The 16,454-nt window shown below is 68.0% G+C and carries 10 protein-coding genes and 1 pseudogene; 1 reads left to right on the forward strand and 10 read right to left on the reverse strand.

Going from position 1 to position 16,454, the window contains the following annotated elements:
• The 3 genes and pseudogenes from ACIBQX_RS20870 to ACIBQX_RS20880 form a co-directional block, all read right to left on the reverse strand.
• Positions 1–303: pseudogene (locus ACIBQX_RS20870) on the reverse strand (DUF945 domain-containing protein); the annotation flags it as partial.
• Positions 304–389: 86 nt separating this feature from the next.
• Positions 390–1,712, reverse strand: a complete 1,323-nt coding sequence (locus ACIBQX_RS20875) for a MarR family transcriptional regulator (RefSeq protein ID WP_397006826.1) — start codon at positions 1,710–1,712, stop codon at positions 390–392.
• A gap of 1,531 nt (positions 1,713–3,243) precedes the next feature.
• Positions 3,244–4,050, reverse strand: coding sequence for an ATP-binding protein (locus tag ACIBQX_RS20880; RefSeq protein ID WP_397006828.1), 807 nt, complete (start codon positions 4,048–4,050; stop codon positions 3,244–3,246).
• A gap of 241 nt (positions 4,051–4,291) precedes the next feature.
• Between ACIBQX_RS20880 and ACIBQX_RS20885 the strand changes: the two genes are divergently transcribed.
• Positions 4,292–4,678: a hypothetical protein gene (locus ACIBQX_RS20885; RefSeq protein WP_397006830.1), complete on the forward strand. Its 387-nt coding sequence runs from the start codon at positions 4,292–4,294 to the stop codon at positions 4,676–4,678.
• 30 nt (positions 4,679–4,708) lie between these two features.
• On the opposite strand, the gene ACIBQX_RS20890 is transcribed toward ACIBQX_RS20885, so the two are convergent.
• From ACIBQX_RS20890 to ACIBQX_RS20920, 7 genes are all read right to left on the reverse strand, one after another.
• Positions 4,709–5,809 carry a BTAD domain-containing putative transcriptional regulator gene (locus tag ACIBQX_RS20890; RefSeq protein ID WP_397006832.1) on the reverse strand — a complete coding sequence of 367 codons (1,101 nt, stop codon included), beginning with the start codon at positions 5,807–5,809 and terminating at the stop codon, positions 4,709–4,711.
• A gap of 1,086 nt (positions 5,810–6,895) precedes the next feature.
• Positions 6,896–7,816, reverse strand: coding sequence for a hypothetical protein (locus ACIBQX_RS20895; protein WP_397006834.1), 921 nt, complete (start codon positions 7,814–7,816; stop codon positions 6,896–6,898).
• Positions 7,817–7,984: 168 nt separating this feature from the next.
• Positions 7,985–8,965 (reverse strand): hypothetical protein, encoded by a 981-nt coding sequence (locus tag ACIBQX_RS20900; protein ID WP_397006836.1) that lies wholly within the window; start codon positions 8,963–8,965, stop codon positions 7,985–7,987.
• A gap of 136 nt (positions 8,966–9,101) precedes the next feature.
• Positions 9,102–11,312 (reverse strand): methyltransferase, FxLD system, encoded by a 2,211-nt coding sequence (gene fxlM / locus ACIBQX_RS20905; RefSeq protein ID WP_397006838.1) that lies wholly within the window; start codon positions 11,310–11,312, stop codon positions 9,102–9,104.
• Positions 11,313–11,375: 63 nt separating this feature from the next.
• The gene (locus ACIBQX_RS20910; protein ID WP_397006840.1) at positions 11,376–12,632 is read right to left on the reverse strand and encodes a lanthionine synthetase C family protein; all 1,257 of its coding nucleotides are present in this window, start codon (positions 12,630–12,632) and stop codon (positions 11,376–11,378) included.
• Entirely contained in the window at positions 12,629–15,727 is a 3,099-nt protein-coding gene (locus tag ACIBQX_RS20915) for a lantibiotic dehydratase (protein WP_397006842.1), read from the reverse strand. Before ACIBQX_RS20915 ends, ACIBQX_RS20910 begins: the two co-directional genes overlap by 4 nt.
• Before the next feature lie 67 nt (positions 15,728–15,794).
• Positions 15,795–15,968 carry an FxLD family lanthipeptide gene (locus ACIBQX_RS20920; protein ID WP_397006844.1) on the reverse strand — a complete coding sequence of 58 codons (174 nt, stop codon included), beginning with the start codon at positions 15,966–15,968 and terminating at the stop codon, positions 15,795–15,797.
• Between the last annotated feature and the right edge of the window lie 486 nt (positions 15,969–16,454).

Here is a 16,454-nt window from a genome sequence, read left to right on the forward strand (position 1 = left end):
CTCGTTCTGCACGATCTTGTAGTCCTTGCCGACCATGCCGAGGCGTTCCGGCTGGCCGGTTACCGGGTTGGTGCGGACGATCAGGAAGTCCTCGTCGGAGGTGACGAGCTGGCCGGTGTCGGGGTCGGTGACCGCCCCGACGGCCACCTTGCGGACGTTCCATCCGGCGAGCTGGGCGTTGGTGAGCAGGTCCTCGGCGGTCATCGGACCGGGGGCGGTGTAGCCGAGCCGGTGCCAGCCGGGCTTCCCGGCGGCGGCGAATCCGGCCGAACCGTTGGCGAAGATCTCGATCTCGTGAGCCATGACAAGTGCCTCCTTGGCAGGTGGTGAATAGTGATGAGGGGGTTGGACTGGGGCGGGCCGCGCCACGTAGCGGCCCGCCCGCGCTGTCACGCATCGGCGCTCGGGACCTCGGAGAGGCTGAACCGGCGGGGACGCTCGCAGGTCAGCTCCGCCTGACCGAGGCTGACGAGCCGGTCCAGGGCGTTGGCGACCGCGCCGGACGAGGAGTCCAGCACCCGCCCGATCTCGTACGGGGTGAAGTCCTTACCGGGGTGCTCGGCCAGGTGGTTCAAGACCCGGTCGCGCAGGCCGCTCGGCCGGGCCGTGGCCCCGGATCCGGCGCTACGGGCCGGTGTGGTGCGGCCCGTAGCCGAGCGGGTCGGGGTGGTGCCAGTGAGGACCGCGCGGGCGTTGCGGTGGGCCTGCGGGGCCTTGGCCATGGCCATTTCCAACCGGCCCAACGCCAAGACCGCGTCCCCGTCGGCCTCCATCGCAGCCGCCGCCCCGAGGATCAGATCGGCCAGCTCCAGCAGTTCCCGGCGCGCCTGTGCGCGCTCGGGGTCCTCCGGCTCGGCGTCCGACTCGCTCGCGCTCTCCTCGCCGAAGTCCATCGCGGGGCTCACGTCAGGTGTCGTCGGGGTGAGCGCGTCGTCCGTCTCGCCCTGGATTTCCAACGGCTCGTCGGGGACCTCGCTCTCCGGCGGATTGGTGGGCCTGGCCTCCTCTGCGGGAGCATCCCGGTCCTCGTTCAGGAGGGCCATGACGTGCTCGTCGGAGACGAGGTACCACTCGTCGATGTTCTGGTCCTCGCCCTCGCCCACGGGGCGCGAAACCAGCCCGGCCGCTTCGAGTTGGTGGAGGACCTCGGTCGTCGCCTTCTGCGTGAGTCCCGAGAGGACGCTCAGCGGCGCGGCAGGCCAGCCCGGGTTGGCGTACAACGCGGCCAGAACACCCTCCTGACGGGCATCCAGTTTGATCGTGGTGTCGTCCGTCGCGTTCACCGGCTCGGGGCTGTCAGCGGGCGTTTCCGGGGTGACCGGGTCCGGGTCTCCGGCGAGGGCGGTCTCGGCAGCGTCAGGAAGATCTGCGCCATCCGTGGCGGTCGTGGGAGCGTCGATCGCGTACCACTGGTCCGGAGTCCGGCCCTTGGTCTGTCCGTCCTGACCGCCCGGTGTGCGCCTGGCACGGCCGTCCGCTTCGAGCTGGTTGAGGATCTTGCCAGCCGCCACTCGGCTCATGTCAGCCGCCGCTCCGATCGTGGTGGCCGAGCTCCCGGGGTTGGCCACCAACGCCCGCCACACCGCCTCCTGACGGGGGTTCAGTTCGGTGGTGGCGCCGTCGGTGGCGTTCCCTGCGTCGGACGCGAGCGGGTCCGGCAGGTCGTTGGGCGTGCTTTCCGTGGCGGGAATCTCCGGCGTGTGAATAGTCATTGGTAAGGCCCCTTTCCTTTCGGGTTCCGGCGCGTTCCCGGCCGGTCCGTATTTCGTTTGGAGCTCGACGATGTCTCTCGTCGTTGGCTATTGCAAGCCGTGCCGAAAATTTCTCCATAACCGCAACGGCTGGAAAGGCTTACCTGTGCAGACCTGCCTCCGGCCTGCTAAAACGCTTGACTTTTAGCACGAGATCAAGTCGTACGGCTTCGACCGAATTTCATCTTGAAGGCGCAAGAAAGTTCAATAGCGAAGGAGAGCTTATATATGACAGGAGCGGATTTTCTGACTATGGGAGAAGGTGGCGAATGACATCGCGCAAGGGGTGCGAAGTTCTCATATGGGCGAGTCGAGCGCTTCTCGTAGTCGGAGCGAGGAAGCAGTTCACGGAACTGGGCAACCGCCTCCCGGACCAATGCGGCATATCCGGCACCGGTCAGGGTCAACGGACGAGATTCTGCTCATAACCCCCAGTTCAGTGGCGGGGAGCCGGCAGCCGGCCCAGCCGCGCACTTGGCAAGGCCAGCCAAGCGGAAAGGGAAAGTAACGAGCGAAGGGTGGCCACAACGAGAAACGAATAGAGTCGTATGAGAACGGGCCTGCACATATTCGCGCGTCGCCCTTAGGCGAGTCGGGGCGCGCAACGCATCGTACGAAAACCGTCTGACGTGCAAAGACGCCCGTCGCCGGACAGCTCTTCTCAGCCGAAACACCGGCCGCGACACGAGCAACACCACCGACCTCAACGACGAGTGGCAGCAAGTTCTACCCCAGCGCTCACCGAACGCCACTCCCCCGGCAGGGGAATCACCAAATTCCGCACGGCCTTCACACCGCAGACCTTTGATTAGAGGAATGGCATGGGTTTCGCCTCGCGCGTGCCTATCCGCCACCACTTGCGCACCGTCACCGGGAATCGACCCCCACCTGCATGCCAGGTGTCAAGGCCGTCCCATCCATCCGCGTCAGTTTCCCGGCAAGGCCTTGGACCGCCTACGCCTTCGGCGCCGTGACGGCTCGCGCCGCTCAAGTCCGTCTCGGCCAGTTGGAGAATCGGCCGGATCAGCATGACGCTCCGGCTGAGACCGAGCACTTCGGCGACCTGACCACGGCCGACGCAGCGGCCACCAGGACGCCCTCTCCACCGGATCAGCGACAACGGCCCACGTTCCCGTCCTGGTACGCCGAGCGGGCAAGGCCCCCGGCACGGATCGAGCGGCCATCACCGTGGCCCTCAGCCCCACCACCGCCGCACCGTCCATCCCTGAACCGGTCGCCCGCGCCATCACCGGCACCCGGTTCGTCGCCTCGCCGCACGTGGGAACGGCACTTGGAGCTGACATCAGCAGGAGTGCTGTGCGCAACTTCCCCGGCCCGGACTCACTGATCATGGCCTTCTTGCCACGTACGGCGATCCACCGGTGATGCACCACAAGAAAGGCCCAGTCCGGCCACTGCCGCCGCAACTCCTGTAGCTCCCGCTGTGCCCAGAGCTCCTGCCCGAACGCGGACCCCTGGTCCGCCACCTGCCTCACCAGACCTCCCGCCAGCCCCTCGGAGGGTCCAGGACCATTGCCTCCTCCCATGCACGGGCAGATATGGAACTCGCCGGCACATCCACAGCAGGAGAATTCGTCGGCGGCTCATCAGAGATCGGCCTGGTGGAGGCGCCGCCCGCGTCATCGTTACGAGACGGCTCGGACAGCACGACCTCTCCCGGCTCAGGCATTGACGGCTCATTGGACAAGGCGAACTCCGCCCAGACGGCGTGCCCGGTGATCGCATCGCCCGCGATTCCCACCCGGACCGCCAACTCGGTCACCCCGGCCAGCCCACGCCCGTCCTCGGCTTGAGCTGGAACCGCCCGCCGTGCCGCCTCCTGCGCACGGTTGAAATCCGGCACCGAACGCCCACCCAGGTCGTAGACCACCACCCGTACGCTGCGCAGACCGCGTAGGACTTCCACCACGAAGAAGCCCCGTACCGTCCCCGAGCGCGTGTGCCGCAGCGCGTTGCTGATCAGCTCGGTCACCACCCACGCAGCGTCATCCGCACAAACGGTGTCGGACAGAAGCTGATGAACCAGATGACGAGCCGGAGCGACTTGGTCCCCACGACCAGCGAAGGCCCGCCGCCACGCCATCCCACCCCACTCCCGGCGTGACCGCACGCATCCCGTCACCAGGCTCGGCGCAAGCTCCGGAAACCGGTCCGCCCGCCCTCGCGTGAACACGACCTCGTCCTCATGCCCAGGCCCGGTCTCGCCCCTGCGCGGTTGACGCTGCTTTCCGTACTGACTCTCGTGCTGGTTCACCGCTGGCCACCGTTCGTGACGCATCCCGGCTTACCCGGAAGCGGCCAGCACCGTCCCCCACCTCCTCGCCCGAATCACATCCCCAACCTGTACGTCGCCATCCCCCGCCAAACCCCCACCGCGACCTGCGAAATCGTCATCCGCCCGGACATGAACCACCCCGCCAAGGGCCAAACGACCACCCCAGGCAGCAGCTTGAGCCCCTCGCCGCAGCCGCCCTACCCCCTACAGGGTGGCCACCGATCACCGGGAAGGACGTAACAGCGTGTCTGGCAAGGGCTACCAGGACCTCCTCGACTGCCGACGCCGCGGCAGACTTCTACGCGAGCACGGCTTCACGATCGACCAGATCGCGGTCGTCATCAGTCTCGACTACCCCGTCACCCCGCTACGGCTCTACCGCTATGCCGCCGGACTCACCGCAGCCGACGTCGTCGCGGCCTACGCCAGGCTTGAAGCCACGGCGCGTGCCACCCTTCGCGAGGCACGCCTGTACGACTACGAGCTAGCGGGAGGCCGACGCCCCTCCGCCTTCACCTTGATCATGCTGGCCCGCATCTACGGCACCCGACCCAGCCGACTCCTCACTGCCAAAGCCCTGGCCACTTATTCCATCCGCGACCAGTACGCCATCCGACACCCAGACGAGTAAGACCACCGGCAGGATCTCGGCTTCTCCTACTTACGCGATGAACCGCTCGTACGTCCGCCGTGCCTCGATGCTCGGTCGCGCATCGATCTCCGCCAATCGCTCGGTCAACTGCTCGTACGACCAACGCACCGCCGGCACGCGTCCCAACTCCCCCTGAATCGTCATGATCAGGCACCACAGCAACTCGCTGTAGGCATCGATGCGGTCCACCGCCAGACGCAGAACATCCAGCGCCCTGTCCGGATCACTCTTCCGCTCCGCCTCGGCCAGCCGCTCCGCGGCGTTGACTGCCTGCCTCTGAGCCGCCTGACGAAGCGGCAGGCACCATAGATCATCACGCTGCGCGAGCAGCGGCCCCTGGTACAAGCCCACCATCTCCCGTAGAGCAGAGAGCCGGACCGACTCCTCCGTCGCAGTACTGGCCTGGACATAGGCATCCTCGAACCGCCAGAAGTCCACATCGAAGTACGCCGCCGACAGGCGCCGCCGCTGTTCGGCTTTCACCACGAACCTCACGTCTGCCGACAGACCCGTCGCGGCCCGCATCACCCTGTTGATATCCCGGATCGCCGACTCCAGCCGGCGAGCGCTCCGCTCCCCGTCCTCCGGCCACAGCGTCTCAACCAGACTCTTGGACAGCACCCCGTCCTTCGATGTCGACAGCAACGCGAAAAGGTCCCACGCCTCTGCCCGCCCGAACGACACGGCCTTACCCGCCAACGACAGCCGCACCGGCCCCAGCACCTCACCCTTCACCCGCCCCGGTCCGGCCACGAACGTGGACGCCAGCAAGGTTGAGGCGGCCGTATCTGCGGACGTCTGCTCAGCCACCTTTTCGACACCGTTCTCGCCGAACGGAGCAAGCGCCTTCTCATCAGCACCGGGCAAGACCGCATCACCGGATGGCGCCGAGCCGGTCGGCTGCGGTGTCCCCGCCGCGACAGTTCCTTCCTCGCTCCCGCTGGTACGGCCATGGCCGGTGTCGCCTCCGGCCAGCAGGTCGTCGACCGCCACCGCAGGCCCCACCCGTACACGACGCTGACGCATCACCACAGCGCTCAACGCCATGACCAGGAGCCCGAACAGCGAAGCACCGACCAAAGGACCCGTCACCGAGCGCGTGTTGGCCACGTCCCCTTCCCTTTCCCGCTCGACAAGCGCCACCTGAGCAGGCGCAGGGCTCGGGCTGCTGGCCGCAGACGGGACAGGTGACACCGACGGCGAGGGATGCACGGTTCCGGTGGGCCTAACAGTCGGCTTCTTGTGCCGAGGCTTCCGCTCGCGGCCTCGTTTCGGCCTCGGGCTCTCTGCCGGTTCCTCGGTAACAACCGGGCGCGCCGGCCGCCTCGGCTCCTCAGCAGAGGGCTGCCGCCGAGGCTCCTCAGCAACTCGCCCCCGCCGCGACTCCTCATGGACCTGAACCCAGCTCGGAGGCTTCGATGGCCTGGCCGTGGGCATCGGGACCTTCGACTTCGTACGTGGCGTGACCGACGGCGTCGCCGAGCGGTGCCGATGCGACTGCTCCAAGTGTCCGACCAAATCAGGGAGCCGTCCCTGCCGGATATCCTGATTAACCAGCGCACACCACTTGTCGATGTCGTACAGCTCATGCGCTTGCTTCGAAACCGGCGGACAATACGGCTCCGTATCAGCCATCGCCCCGGACTGGCCGAGCAGAAACGCGGAGACGACGATAGTTCCAATGCATGTGGATCGAACCAATGGCCCGAAATATCCACCTCTGCCTGCTGCTGGAAACCCCTCCCGAACCATCAGGCACCTCCGGAGGCGTTGTATATGCCACTTCCGATCTACCACCCCAGTCTTGCGATCTTGACTATGTGAATCAAATACAAAACACCAAACCTTGATCCTGGATGAAAATGCGATACCAAAGCCGAACGAATGGACATCACATATGCACACAAATAGGCAAGGCAACGGCACTCCAACGCGCCCGTTCGACGCATGCGCCCCTTCCGCTCTCGAGCCGTTTTACTGTCAACACCGGGATACACGAGATGACAGCGGCCCCTGCCGGGTGTGCTCACCACGTTCCATCGAGGAATCCACCTCGGGAAGGCTCGCTGGAGGCGAGTGGCAGTGGTGCAGCCCAAATCCAAGGCCGAGTTGTACGCGGCGATCCGTCAGGATTCTCGATGGCGGGCTCAGACGCTGGTGCGGAGGTTGGCGTTCGCCAGAGCTCGCATACTGGTGCTAGGCATTCGCTCGGCGGAGGCGTTCGGCTGCTTGTGCCCGGAGCGCATCGCCGGACACCGGGATGTCGCCATGCAGCGCTTCCCATCGGGCGTTGTGCGCCGCCGGCCACAAGCTGGCCGCCCACGCGATCTCCTGCTCCACAGCCGTGAACAAGCGCCCCCGAACGTCCTGATAAGCCACCAAGAACGCCTCGGAACTTTCAATCGGCGCCAGCGTCGGCGGGCCGGCGCTGGCGAACACCCCACTCGCCGCCCCCACCAACGCCGCCTCCGGTTGCCACGCCAGGCTGTCCCAGTCGTGCACCGCCCACACCTCCCAACCGTGCCACCGGAGGTTCTGCGCCTCGAAGTCGGCGTGGCCCAGCACACACGGCAAACCGGCGGCCAGTATCCGCCTGCGGGCCCGGTCCGCTGTGTCAACGACGTACGCGGGCACGGCGCTCTGGTCCCGCTCATCGAGGAACTCGATCACCGGCCACACCCCTGAGTCCGGGTGGTCCCAACGCACCCAGCGCGGATTCGGCAGCGGCGGCGCGACGGTCACGTCGGTCAGTGCGGCCATCAACTGGGCAAACACCTCCGCATAGCGCACGGCCACGTCCGGCGAGTCCCCCTGCAACACATCGCCGCCGGGCCGGAACTCCTCGGCGTGCACGGCCAGCGAACCAACCCCGACCACCGGCGTGAGCAGCCGGGCACACGGAAACCCACGCTCGGCCAACTGGGCCTGCGCCGCGACACACGACACGGCCCGACCGTCATCGGCGCGCGCCTTGACCACGACGTCCGTACCACCGGCCAACCGGAGACCGAACACCATCGACGTCTGTTGTAGCTGGAACAGCACGTGGGCGGGTTCGTCACCCAGATGGTCCAGACACCAAGCTGGCAACCAGTCCGGCAGATCGTCCAACGACACAGTGAAGACTGTGCCACGTGCACCGAACTCAGCGGAAGCGATGGCTATGGACACAGGCACTGGAGCCAGACCCGCCCCGCTGGGCGCTGCCACTCTTCATCGGCAAAATCACACGGGACCTGCTCGCTCTGGGGACGCAATGGCCCGCTGCTCGGCATCCGGCAGCTGTCAACGAGGGCTGCCGCTGCATACCTGCTGTAGCCGTCTCTCAGCCATGGTGACCGAGGACATGAGATCCTCCAGGAGGTCCTGCGGCATTGAGCCGCATCCGAGACCGGACTCCTGGACCAATGCTTCCAGCCCTTGCCGCTGCTTGACCGTCATCATCGGGCGAAGCTCTGGATGCGCGAGGGCTTCTCGGCCGGCGTAGGCGTCGGACGCCGACTCGCTTATGACCGCCTGCCGTAAGCGCTGTAGGAGCGCACTGTCGTAGTCACCGGCGAGGTCGAGCGCGGTGATGCCGATGCGGGTGCGGAAGACCGTTGTTGAGGGGTCAGCCTGCTCGACGATTCTGAGAGCGTGACGGATCATGACCATCACGCTCTGCTCGGTGTCGACTCCGGCCGCGCGCTGACAGTAGACGTGCAGAAGGCTGGCCACCGCCTCCTCCCAGGGTTCTGCGGCCACGCTGTCCCGGATCATGGATACGGCCTGATCCAGTTGGCCTCGGTCCACGAGCGCCAGGATGGTGACTTGGCGGCCATCGAGCAGGCGGGTGCCGACGCCGCGGTTCTTGGCCGCGTGCTCGGCTGCTTCCTGCCAGCGTCCGGCCAGGGCCAGCGCGCGGGCGCCATCGGCCAGCAGCGCCGCCCACAGCAGCTTGGTCACCGTTTCGTGATCGCCGGGATTTCCGGTCACCTCCCGCAGGCCGACCCGCCGACCAGCGATCTCGGCCTCCGCCCGGTTCAGAGCGGCGTGGAAAAGCCGATGAAGGATCCGGTAGGCGCCGTCGCCGTCGCCTTCACGGATCAACTGGCGGGCGATGTTCAACACGGGCTGCAGGGCCAACTTCGCCGCCCACACGGGGAGGGAGCCGGCCCGGGTGAACGCGTCGTACTGCCGCCAGCACAGCTCGCGGGCGAGCTCAGGTAGTGCACAGTCCGAAGCGATCAGCGCCGCCTTGTTGCACACCTCGCTGGCCCTGGTCACCCGCTCGTGGTCGTCGAGCCCGGACGATTCCTGAGCGATCTTCCGCAGCTCGGCGACGCGGGCCTGGAGGGTGAGGCCCGGAGGTCGCGAGCGAGAGACCAGCGGGAATCGGCGGGCTATCGCCTGCAGATCCATTTCAAGCCCAGTCGATCGCCAGTCGGATGTTGGGCTTGTCGATGATGAACTGGCCGCTCAGAGAGGTTCGGTGCTCGTCTCGGGCCATGCGGATCGTCGGCTTGGTGTCGCGGTAGTCGCGGTCCCACACGCGCAGGTGCTCGGCGACCTGATCTGCCAGCTCGCCGCCTCGGGGGCCATGGCCGATGAGGCCCCCTTCCCAGTAGGGGCCCTCCTCGTCATGTCCGGCGCGCAGGGTGAAGTAGGCGAGTGAGTCACCGTCTACGGCCGCCATCGCACCCCACGGGAACTGGGGCCGCAACAGCTCCGTCTCCAGTGCCGGGCCTCCCATGGGCATGCGAACGATGCCGCCCGGCAGTACGCAGGCCAGGTAAAGGTAGGTGAACTCCCACGGGTCACCCTTGCGGAAGATCGCCCCTGCGTAGACCTCGGTGGGTGGCTGCTTCAGGACGGTGGCCAGTGCGTCCGGGTCGGCGTTCTGGTCGCGGTGGGTGTGGAGGCTGACCTGGCCGTCATCGGTGAGGGGGATGATGCGGCGGGTGTCGTCGGCGATGCCTCGTAGCGGCATGAAGGTGCACATCTCGTGGGAGACAGCGCGCCAGTGCTCGGGTCCCTCGCCGTGCTCGCGGACGAAGGCGATCGAGCGGGAGACGCCGCCGCTGATGCGTAGCGGTACGAGCAGCAGGCCGTCCGGGGCGAGCTGGTCGAGCCAGGCGGGAGGAATGTCGCCGGCGCCCACGGTGGCGATGATCCGCTGGTAGGGGGCTGCTTCCGGGTGGCCGAGCGCGCCATCCTTCAGAAGGGCGGTGACGTTGTGGACACCAGCGGTTTGGAGGTTCGCCTGAGCGTCCTGGATGAGGTCGTCGTCCACATCCAGCGTGGTGACGTGCCCGTCCGGGCCGACCAGGTGGCCGATGAGGGCGGCGTTGTAGCCGGTACCGGCGCCTGCCTCCAGTACGTTGTCGCCGGGTTGGGCGTCGAGTTGCTCCAGCATCATGGCGACGACGGTGGGCTGGGAGGCGGCGGAGATCGCCTCGCCGGTTCCTGCATCGTGCTTGGTGTAGAGCGCTGTGTCGGCGTAGGCGTCCACGAGCGGCACACCGGGGACGAACGTGTGCCGCAGGACGGCGGTGACCGCGTCGGCGACGCGGGCCGAGCGGATCGTGCCGCGCTCGCGCAGACCGGTGACGAGCTGTGCGCGGAGCCGAGCGGCTTCTTCCTCGAAGGTGGGGCTGCCCATCTGAGCGAGGCTAGCCTCGTCATCGCTGGCGGCGGGGGTGGACACGGTCGGTTCGTGCATGATCACTTCTTTCGCGAGGTGGGAAAGGGCGGACTGCTGCTCGGCGGACAGCCCGGCCCGGTTGAAGGCGAAGATCAGGTGATGGGCGAGGACAGCGCGCAGCCCTCGCTGGAGTTGACCGGTGCGGGCGAGGCGGGCGAGGTCGCGACCTGCGGTCTCGAAGGCGGCCAGCCGGGCAGGCCAGCCTTCGCCGACTCGCTGGGCGGCAGGCGTGGCGGTCATCAGGCGGCGCATCGCGGTCAGCGCCTCGGCCAGCTGCGCGGTTGACGCCGATGGCGGTGACGGGCGGTGTTTCGCGACCAAGGCCCAGACCGCGCCCTGTTCATACCAGTCCAGGCCCGTGGCGCGCAGGAGAGCGCTGGCCAGCAGGATCGCGAGTTCGCGAGGACCGGGTCCGCGGTGGTCGGTGGTGTGCCCGGCAGCGGCCAAGGCGGCGCGGGAGTCTGCGCAGAACAGCGCATGGGCCACGTCCATGGCTGCCGGGCCGCCGAAGGCGTACTCTTCCGGCTCGTAGATCCCGCGTACCCATCCGCTGATCTGGTCATCGGCGGCCAGGCCGTCCAAGATGGTGGCCAGGCTCTGTTCGGCTGTTTCGTCGTTGGGGGTGACACGCAGGCGAAGACCGCCCTGTTTGTACAGGAAGTGGTAGCCGTTGATCATGCCGTCCCCCTCAGCTCTGGTCAGCTCGAGTGCGAGCCGGGCGATCGCAACCGGCGAAAGCCCGTGGCGGGTGGGGCTCCGGTTCACGCCGGTGAGGGTGGCCTGCAGCCAGGCAGACCGCTCGGCCATCCGTAGCAGCGCCGCCTCGCCGGCGGTTCTGTACGCCTCAACCGCGTGACTGAGGTCGGGTTCAGAGAGCTGGAAGCGACCGGCGACGGCATCGGAGGGCTCCCCGGCCAAGACAGCGAGCACGGCCGGTCCGACGGTACGAAGGTCAAGCTGTGAAGGCATAGATAGTGCTCCCGACGTATGGGGTTAGACGACCAGCAGGGCGCGATCCCAGCCCGTGCTCGGCCGTACGGACAGAGCGTGCAAAGCCAGGGCGGTGCCCGCCTTGCCCTCCATCCAGCCCGGATCGCGCTGGCTGGTGAGGCGATGCGTGAGTGCCTCGACCAGGGGAGCGATCGTGCTGGTGAGCGGGTTCGGGGTGGACGAGTCAGCGGCCATGAGCCCAGCGATGTGGATCACACCGGCGTACCCATGGCATAGGGAGGTGTCTTCGATCAGCCGCAGTTGCTCGGGATCGCTCAAGGCCGCGGCGCCGGCGAGCTCAGCTTCTGCTTGGCGTCGTGGGTCGCCGAGCGCGAGCGCCGCCAGTTGCTGGGCACGGGCCACGCCCAGGGTTCCGTAGCACCAGGAGGGGCGCCGGGGTTGCTCCTCGATCGCCCCTTTGGCGTGCAGTTGCTGTCGGGTGATCCAGTACGGCCACCACGGGCCGACCCGCCTGTGGTGTTGCCACAGGTCCAGCCATGCCAGGATCCGCGCGATGGCGCTGGCGTGCCCGGTGACCGTGAATCCCCGGCGATGGGCGAGAGCGAGCACAGCCAGCACTCCAGCAATCCCGTGCGCCATGCCAGTGTTGGCGTGACCGCCTGGATACTCGGGGGAAATCGTGCCGTCGGGCCCCACGTCGCTCCACCAGCCGGGCAGCAGTTCGTCGCCGTCCGCAACGGGTTCGGTCAACGCCACCAGGTGGGCCAGCACCTTTTCGAGCGGGCCGGTGGCGGGATCGGCCCGGCAGAGCAGGAGGGCGCCGAGCCCAGCCAGGCCCCGGATGCCGTCGAACTCCGCCAGCGACGGCCGCTGCCGCCGGTTCAGGCGGTGCCGGGCTGCCTCCAGGCGGTGGTCGATGACGCGGTTGGTGGCCTTCTCCAGGGTGGGCAGGTTGTGCGTGACCAGGCCAGGAAAGTGCGGGGCGGCGGCGTGCATGACGAACTCCACGGCGGGGGCTCCGTAGTAGAGCGCGGCGTTGGAGCCGATGCTGAGCTCGCCGGTGGTGACGAACTGCAGCCAGTGCTGTGCTCGGCTCTGAGGTCCGCGGCCTGTTGCCGCGCGCTCGATATGCAGCAGCGCGATGCCGGCGCCGCCGTGCGCGAGGGACTGTGGCCACCAGTTGGGCAGGTGGCCACCGAGTTGTGGCGGCACGGCGAGCTCATCGGCGAGGCGGTCCGCGATCTCTTCGGCGGTCGGGGAGAGCGCGGGCGGCGTGATGGCTGGGGCGGTGGGGGTCACGCTTCTCCTTCGGCGTGCAGGTAGGCGAGGGCGGCGGTGCGCGCCAGGCGCAAACTGGTGCGGTGATGGACGTCATCGACGCCCCTGGCGCGCACAGCGTGGGCGTGAAGGATCGCGGCGAGACTCGCGTCCAGGTCATGGCCTGCGTCCTGGATTGCCGTTCGCCGGTAGGTGGCCAGGGCTTGGGCGCGTTCTCGCCACGCCTGCTGGGCGGCCGGCGTGGTGTCGAGCGCGGTGTGCAGGGCGGCGAAGTCGTTGGCCGGATCGGCCAGGCGGATCGATTCAGCGTGCACGGCGCGGGTCACGGGTGGCGGAGCGGGTTCCGGCCGGGCGTGCTCGGCGAGCCAGTGCATCGCGCGGCTGGGCGTACCGAAGAATCCTGTGGCGAGTGCGGCGATGTTCGCCGCGCCGAGCACCGCCGCGTTCACCGAGTGAGGTGTGGTGAGCTGGGCGAGGACCACGCGAGAGTCGGTGTGGAACACGCGCTCCGCCGTCGCCAGCACCTCCCCGCTCCCCCACTGTCCGGTGTGTGGGGTGTAACCCGTCAGCTGGAGCTCGCGCAGCAGCCCTTGAGCGCGAAGCCCGTTCGCCCAGGAGCCGAGCGCCTCGGCGGCCGTCCCGAAGGCCGCTTCCTCGGGCAGCGTGATGTGCAGCCGTAGGCGCGGTTCCGGGGCGTTGACACGGTCGAACCACCACAGCGCGCCAGGAACGAGGGATGCCATCAGCTCAGGTATGTGAAGGAGGACGTGAGTTTGTGCCTCTGGGTCGACCGATAGCTCGGTATCCAGGCGTGGACGGGTTGCGGGCATGGTTCCGTGGCTTCGAGTGTGGATCAGGGCGGAGGCGCGCACGTGCCGTGGCGGCGCGGGAGGTTGAGTGGAGATCAGCGGGACGACGAGGCTGTGGGCTCGCCCGTTGATCCATCCCAGGTCGTTGGACTCGGGGGCTTCGATCAAGGTTGCTCGCCGGATCCGGTCCAGGTGGTCACGTAGCAGTTCGGCCGGACCAGCATGATCGAGATCGAGGAGAAGATGCTGGTCTCCTTCGGCGAGCAGGACGCGAGCGGGAACGTACCACCGTTCCCGCCACGTGTGCAGTGCCTGAATCCACTCGGGTAGGGGCGCTCGGGGGCCGGGCAGTTCCGTGCAGGCAAGCCTCCAACGGGCGGGCGTCATGACGATGCGGCCGTAGCGCAGCGCGGGCAGAAACGGCAGCACGCTGGCCGCACCCCAGTCGAACCCGGTGACCTGGGCGACGCCGGCGCGGGCGATCTCGGCCAGGAACCGGCCCAGCGGCGGAGTGTGTACGGCGGTCCGGTAATTCAGGGAGGTCGGTGCCAGCGTTTCGACCGCGCAGCCGCGCGACAGCGAAGCGAGAAACAGCCGGTGATCCTCTCCGCAACCGACCGCCAGATCGTCTACCGGGATCGGGCGAGCGGCCTGGTCCGGGTATTCGCCCAGGCTGATGACCGACGACAGCACGCGAGGGGACCGCACCACGTGATCGGCCCGCAGGCGTAGCGGAGCGAACGACAACTGTGCGGTGGTGGCCTCGGCGGTGACGGTGGGCAGGTACGTGAACGCGGCGACCATCCGCGCCTGATCGTCCGACTCCAGAAGGGGAATGAAACGGCCGGTCATGGTGGCGGCGGCGCGGGAGACGCCGAGAACCCGCACGATGAACCTTCCCGTGGACAAGGCGTCGTGCGATTCGGCGAACACCTGGACGTTGAGCTCCAGATGGGGCGGCAACCGTACCTGCTGCCCGCTTGCGGCGGCTTGTAGATCGGTGATCATCGTGTCGGTCAGAGGGACCTCGGTGGCGTGGTCGAGCGCAGCGCGTTGGGCCAGGGCGAGGAGATGCTCATCGCGCGGCGTGTGGGCCGGCGGAGGCTGGGGCACGGAGGTGGAGTATCCGTTCGGGTAGCCGAGCCCGACGAGCGGATCCACGAGTTCGGCGACCGGGACCAGCGCCCCAGGCCCGTACCGGCTCGCGAACCGTTCGGCGTACTCACGCCAGACCGGGCTCCCTTGCGGATAGGCAGCCAGGCGCGCCAGCACCCCAGCCGCGATCTCCGCCTCACGAGCGACCGCTTCCGGCAGCACGACTCGGCCATCCAGCCGTACGTCCACGGCCAGCGGTGCGCCGATCACCGGCGCAAGACCGCGCATCCTCTCGGCCACGGCCGCGCGCAACGTTCGGCTCGGGCCGGAGAACACCGGCGCCTTGCTCGCGTCCTCTATACATGAGTGGATTTCGTCCAACGTCCGCAGTTGCGGCAGGGTGTCCGCGCTGAGTGCGTCGAGCTGGTCGAGAAGATATTCGAAAGGGTCGGGCACCGTTGCGGGTGCGCGCAAGGCGCTGATCAACGCCCGCTGCTTCACCAGGTCGGCGAGCAGCGCGTGGGTCTTCTTCAGGGGCACACCCGGGAACTCCGCCGCCAGTTTCGCGGCTAGGTCTGCGAACCGCACCGGTGACGCCGCGGCGGCCAGGGCGAAGGTAACTGCGCGGGTCAGCCGCAGGCAGACCTCGGCCGGGCCCGCGCCGTCGGCTGCCGAAGCAGGAATGCGCAGCCGGTCGCCGACGACTCGGCCCAGGGTGTTGGCGATGACGGGAAGGCGGGGCAGCAGCACCGGGTCTTGCTCTAGGAGTGCGATCACCTCATCCAGCCAGCGGGCATCCGGCCGCAGCCGGCCGCGATGCTGCTGGCCGAACCGTACGTCGGGCATGGTCGCGAACCTGGCGGGGATAACGCCCGCGAACATGCCGTACGGGGTGGCGCGCGATCCGGCCCGTAGTACGTAGCGGGCGAGCGCGAGCGCCATCCGCCGCGCTCGACGCTCGTCCACCACCGCGCCGCCGACCACAGCCTCGATCCGGGAGGCAAGAGCCGGGCTCGCGACCTCAACGGAATCAGCGACCCAAGAGTCGGCCCAGGCCAGACGCAGCCATGCAACCCACCGCTCAGCACCGGCTCTGGCCGAGTCCTGCGGCGTCGGCCAAAGCGGTAGCGCCGATTCAACCGGCTGCGTGGCGGCGCGCAGCTGCGCGGCCTCAACACGCCGGTACTCATATCGGTTCTTGCCGGGTGGCATCACGGAGTCTTTCTGGTCATGGCGGCGGAGCGAATGTGATCGCAGACTCGGCCTGCGTCAGGGGCGGTTAGGCGCCGGAGGACGTGGTGCAGGCGCTCGGGCAGGTGGTGCCGCAGTTGTCGTCCGTCATGGCGATCACCGTGTTCGCGTTCGGCCCGTGTTCGATGAAGGTGATGTCCAGCGTGAACAGGTCCTCGAGATCCGTGCTGGAGCTCGTCAGGACCGGCGTCTGAGCGGTCATGATCTTCCTTCTCATAGAGGTGGTTGATTCCCGTGGCCTGGACCGTCTCCAGGCCACGAGCTTGGGGAGTGCCGCGGGCCGGCAGAAGCCACGCAGCCGCGGTCATGGGCAGTCGCCGCCGGCCACGGTAAGCAGGACAAGCTCGGCGAGCGGTTCCGGCAAGGGCCGCTTCCGGCACTCGCGATAGTGGGCCAGCAGTCGCGGAGCTGCTGTAGCGGGAGTCCAGGCCATCGTCCACAGGGCGCTTCCGCGCGCGCTGGGGTGGGGAACCTGCCACCAGATCCTCTGCCCGTCGGTCATGGCAACGAGGTAGGGCCACAGCGAGACAGCCGCCCTGTTCTTGCCGCCTAGGACGTGGGAGGGGACGTTCAAGTGCTCCAGCGTGGTCTGCAGCTCGCAGGCCATCGCCATGGCCGATCCCGCGCCGTCGCCTGGCGGACACGCGGTGCTCAGCGTCGCGGACGGCGGGTTAGCGGGGAGGGCCTG

The organism is Nonomuraea sp. NPDC049714 (assembly GCF_044465295.1).
Lineage (GTDB): Bacteria > Actinomycetota > Actinomycetes > Streptosporangiales > Streptosporangiaceae > Nonomuraea.

Excerpts from the sequence above, each read along its gene's own strand:
- ACIBQX_RS20915 (WP_397006842.1), bottom strand. The coding sequence starts at position 15,727 with ATGCCACCCGGCAAGAACCGATATGAGTACCGGCGTGTTGAGGCCGCG.
- ACIBQX_RS20920 (WP_397006844.1), bottom strand. The coding sequence starts at position 15,968 with ATGACCGCTCAGACGCCGGTCCTGACGAGCTCCAGCACGGATCTCGAG.
- ACIBQX_RS20880 (WP_397006828.1), bottom strand. The coding sequence starts at position 4,050 with ATGCGTCACGAACGGTGGCCAGCGGTGAACCAGCACGAGAGTCAGTAC.
- ACIBQX_RS20875 (WP_397006826.1), bottom strand. The coding sequence starts at position 1,712 with ATGACTATTCACACGCCGGAGATTCCCGCCACGGAAAGCACGCCCAAC.